Below are 4559 nucleotides of genomic sequence, written 5' to 3'. Positions count from 1 at the left end.
CCGTGGCCAGGGCCGCTTCGAGGAGGGGGACGGTGAGGGCGGGGCCGAGGCCGGACTCGTGGGCGCGGCAGGCGGCCCAGAAGAGGCGGGTGTTGCGCTGGCCCTCGTGGGCGGTCAGGACGAAGTGGAGCAGACCCTGGCCGTCACCGGGGAAAGCGGGGGAGGGCCGGGGCCTGCGGCGGGGCGGCCGGGGTGGCGGTACGAGCAGCCGCAGCAGGTTGCGCGGGCAGGGCGCCGGACGCAGACGGGCGGTGCCGGGGGCCGTGACGTAGACGCCGTGGGCGGTGCGGGAGCCGGGGCCGACCAGGTAGCCCCCGGCGCCCCGGATGTCGATCCCGGGGGCGAGACGGCTCGCGGAGTTGGGCACGACGGTGTCCGGCGGGGCGGTGAGCCAGAGGTGGCGGCCGCCGCTCGGGGTGAGGACGACGACCGTCTCGGGGATCGCGAACCGGAACCTGAGGCCCAGGGCGCGCAGCGCGGCCGGCGCGTCGGTGCCGGGCTTGGTGTCCAGGTCGACGCCGACGAGGTGGTGCGGGGGCAGGCCGCAGGCGATGCCGTAGCCGGTGGCCCAGGGCGCGGCGGCGAACAGCGCGCGGATACGGGCCGGGTCGGTGGAGGCGTCGTGGACGCCGTGGCCGGGGCGGCCGCACTCGCCGCGGCACGGCGGTTGCGCGGGGTCCGTGCGGTGCGGGGAGCGCAGCGCCGGGAGCTTGGTCCGGGACAGGGGAAGGACGGCCAGGCCGCGCTCGGCGGCCGAGAGGGCGTGGGCGACGGCCAGGGTGGTGACCTGCCGGCGGAAGGTGGCCATGGAACGATAGTCGTACGTATGTTCGATGATCGCCAGAGGGCCTCCGGGGTCCGCCCCGGTCGGTCTCCCGGGCCCACCCGGCCGCCCTCCTCAGGGTCAACCCTCAGGCCGGGCCGAGCCGTACTCCACCCACAGGAGGTGGGGGCGCGCCCGGCCCTCCGACCTGAGGCGGACCCCGCTTCGGGACCTGCGGCCGATCCGCCGAAGGCACCCTCGCTCCTAGCGTGGAGCCATGACCGCACCCGTCTGCACCAGCGCCTCGGCCGCCGCCGCACCAGCGCGGCAGACCCTTCCGCACCCCAGGCTCCGTACCGCCGCGACCACGTACTCGTCGTTCTCCTCCTACGTCCGCGCCCGGCGCCCCGTGCTGCTGCGCACCGCCCGCTCGCTGACCACCAACCCGAACGACGCCGAGGACCTGCTCCAGACCGCGCTCGCCAAGACGTACGCCGCCTGGGAGCGGATCGAGGACCACCGGGCGCTCGACGGCTATGTGCGGCGCGCCCTGCTCAACACGCGGACCTCGCAGTGGCGCAGGCGCAAGGTGGACGAGTTCGTCTGCGACGAGCTGCCCGAGCCGGAGCCGCTCGCGGGCGTCGCCGACCCGGCCGAACGGCAGGCGCTGCACGACGCGATGTGGCGCGCGATCGCCAAACTCCCCGCCCGTCAGCGCGCGATGGTCGTCCTGCGCTACTACGAGGACCTGAGCGAGGCCCAGACCGCCGAACTGCTCGGCGTCTCGGTGGGCACGGTCAAGTCGGCGGTGTCGCGTGCGCTCGGCAAGCTGCGGGAGGACCCGGAGCTGGGGGTCGTGCGCCGGGACGGGTCGGACGCGGGGGTCTGATCCGTACGAGTTTCGGAAGGGTGCTCGGGGTACGACCCTGAGCCCCCTTCTCACCGTCGCCCACCGGCGAGTTTCGGCCCCCCTAGTGACATACCGCGCGGTATGTGCGCAGAATCAGCGCGACTCTACTTCCGCTTAGGCAATGCTGCCGGGGAGGACGCCCGCCGTGCTGAGCACCATGCAGGACGTACCGCTGCTGATCTCGAGGATTCTCACCCACGGGTCGACCGTCCACGGATCGTCGCGGGTCATCACCTGGACCGGGGAGGGCGAGCCGCACCGCCGCACCTTCGCCGAGATCGGCGCCCGGTCGGCCCGGCTGGCGCACGCCCTGCGGGACGAGCTGGGGGTGGAGGGCGACGAGAGGGTCGCGACCCTCATGTGGAACAACAGCGAGCACGTCGAGGCGTACTTCGCGATCCCCTCCATGGGCGCCGTCCTGCACACCCTCAACCTCCGCCTCCCGGCAGAGCAGTTGGTGTGGATCGTCAACCACGCCGCCGACCGCGTGCTCCTCGTCAACGGCTCGCTGATCCCGCTGCTCGCGCCCCTGCTGCCGCAGCTGCCCACCGTGGAGCACATCGTCGTCGCGGGCCCCGGCGACCGCGCCCCGCTGGCGGGTGCCACCGCGCGCGTGCACGAGTACGAGGAACTGCTCGACGGCCGCCCGGACAGCTACGACTGGCCCGAGCTGGACGAACGCCGGGCCGCCGCCATGTGCTACACCTCCGGCACCACCGGCGACCCCAAGGGCGTGATCTACAGCCACCGTTCGATCTACCTGCACTCCATGCAGGTCAACATGGCCGAGTCGATGAGCCTCACCGACTCGGACACCACGCTCGTCGTGGTCCCGCAGTTCCATGTGAACGCCTGGGGCCTGCCGCACGCCACCTTCATGTCCGGCGTCAACATGCTGATGCCCGACCGCTTCCTCCAGCCCGCCCCGCTCGCCGAGATGATCGCGTCCGAGCGCCCCACGCACGCGGCCGCCGTCCCCACCATCTGGCAGGGACTCCTCGCCGAGCTGCGCGCCAAGCCCCGTGACGTCTCCTCCCTCGGCCAGGTCACCATCGGCGGTTCGGCGTGTCCGCCCTCCCTGATGGAGGCGTTCGACGAGCTGGGGATGCGGGTCTGCCACGCCTGGGGCATGACGGAGACCTCGCCGCTCGGCACGGTGGCCCGTCCGCCGGCCCACGCGATCGGCACCGACGAGGAGTTCGGCTACCGCGTCACCCAGGGCCGCTTCCCGGCGGGCGTCGAGGCCCGCCTCACCGGCCCCGGCGGCGAACGCCTCCCCTGGGACGGCGAGTCGGCGGGCGAGCTGGAGGTGCGCGGCCCCTGGATCGCGGGCGCCTACTACAACGGCCCCGACGCCGAACCGCTGCGCCCCGCCGACAAGTTCAGCGAGGACGGCTGGCTGAAGACCGGCGACGTCGGCATCATCTCCCCGGAGGGCTTCCTCACCCTCACCGACCGCGCCAAGGACGTCATCAAGTCCGGCGGTGAGTGGATCTCCTCGGTCGACCTGGAGAACGCGCTGATGTCCCACCCGGACGTCGCCGAGGCGGCCGTGGTCGCCGTGCCCGACGACAAGTGGGGCGAACGCCCGCTGGCCACCGTCGTGTTGAAGGAGGGCGCCCAGGTCGGCTTCGAGGCGCTGCGCGCCTTCCTCTCGGAGGAGGCCGGGGTCGCCCGCTGGCAGCTGCCCGAGCGCTGGACCATCGTGGAGACGGTCCCGAAGACCAGCGTCGGCAAGTTCGACAAGAAGAAGATCCGCGAGGCCCACCGGCTGGGCAAGCTGGACGTGACCAAGCTGGCCTGACCGCCAGCCCCTTACGGGACCGGGCCCCACCGAGTGGTGGGGCCCGTACGGGTTTTCCCGGGGCCGCTTCTTACCGCCCCGTACCGCTAGTTCGTGCCGATCCGCGCCAGCAGATCCACGATCCGCGACTGCACCTCGTCGGTGGTCGCGCGCTCGGCGAGGAACAGCACCGACTCGCCCGAGCCCAGCCGGGGCAGGTCGCCGGGGTCGACGGTCGCGGTGTAGACGACCAGCGGGGTACGGGTGAGCTGCCCGTTCGTCCGCAGCCAGTCCACGATCCCGGCCTGTTGCCGCTGCATCTGCAGCAGATCCATGACGACGAGGTTCGGCCGGAACTGCCCGGCCAGCGTCACCGCGTCGCCGTCGCTCGCCGCCCGTGCCACCTGCATCCCGCGCCGCTCCAGCGTCGCCGTCAGCGCCAGCGCGATCTCCGCGTGCTCCTCGACCAGCAGCACCCGCGGCGGATGCTGCTCACTGTCGCGCGGCGCCAGCGCCTTGAGCAGGACGGCCGGATCGGCGCCGTACGCCGCCTCGCGCGAGGCCTGGCCGAGTCCGGCCGTCACCAGCACCGGCACCTCGGCGGAGACCGCCGCCTGGCGCAGCGACTGCAGCGCCGTACGCGTGATCGGGCCGGTCAGCGGGTCCACGAACAGCGCGGCCGGGAACGCGGCGATCTGCGCGTCCACCTCCTCGCGCGAGTGCACGACGACGGGACGGTAACCGCGGTCGCTCAGCGCCTGCTGGGTCGTGGTGTCCGGGGCGGGCCACACGAGCAGCCTGCGCGGATTGTCCAGCGGCTCCGGGGGCAGCTCGTCGTCCAGCGGCTGCGGGCGCGGGGTGTCCGCGACCTCGACGGCACCGCCGGGACCGTCCAGCGGCTCGGGGCCCTCGGCGGCGTTCGCGTCCGGTGCCCCTATGGCGTACGAGCGGCCGATGCCCTCGGTACCGGGGGCGAGCCTGACCTGCCCGGCCATGGACGGCTGCGCGGGCTCGGCGGCCGGGTGCGGCCTGCCGGACTGCTCCGGCTGCGCCTCGGGGCGCGCGGCCGGGGGCGTCCCCAGCTTGCGGCGCCTGCCACCGCC

General features: G+C 73.7%; 3 protein-coding genes and 1 pseudogene. 2 read left to right on the top strand and 2 right to left on the bottom strand.

All coding sequences use genetic code 11. The annotated features are described in order from the left end of the window. Positions 1–808, bottom strand: an 808-nt coding sequence (locus GTW40_RS15170; protein WP_161180723.1) for a bifunctional DNA primase/polymerase, incomplete at its 3' end; no start/stop codon positions are given. A 232-nt stretch (positions 809–1040) separates the two neighbouring features. On the opposite strand from GTW40_RS15170, the gene GTW40_RS15165 reads away from it, so the two are divergent. Next, entirely contained in the window at positions 1041–1652 is a 612-nt protein-coding gene (locus tag GTW40_RS15165; protein ID WP_161180722.1) for a SigE family RNA polymerase sigma factor, read from the top strand. A gap of 166 nt (positions 1653–1818) precedes the next feature. Further along, the gene (locus tag GTW40_RS15160; protein ID WP_161180721.1) at positions 1819–3477 is read left to right on the top strand and encodes a long-chain fatty acid--CoA ligase; all 1659 of its coding nucleotides are present in this window, start codon (positions 1819–1821) and stop codon (positions 3475–3477) included. An 86-nt stretch (positions 3478–3563) separates the two neighbouring features. On the opposite strand, the pseudogene GTW40_RS15155 reads toward GTW40_RS15160, so the two are convergent. After that, positions 3564–4559 (bottom strand): annotated as a pseudogene (locus GTW40_RS15155) (nickel transporter); the annotation flags it as partial.

Origin of the sequence: Streptomyces sp. SID4985 (assembly GCF_009863025.1) — a bacterium.
In the GTDB taxonomy this organism is placed as follows: domain Bacteria; phylum Actinomycetota; class Actinomycetes; order Streptomycetales; family Streptomycetaceae; genus Streptomyces.
The sequence above is the reverse complement of the archived record's forward strand: the minus strand, read 5'-3'. Positions and strand labels throughout refer to the sequence as shown.

Bases quoted from the DNA above. Each gene is read 5' to 3' on its own strand.
- GTW40_RS15165 (WP_161180722.1), top strand. From the start codon at position 1,041: ATGACCGCACCCGTCTGCACCAGCGCCTCGGCCGCCGCCGCACCAGCG.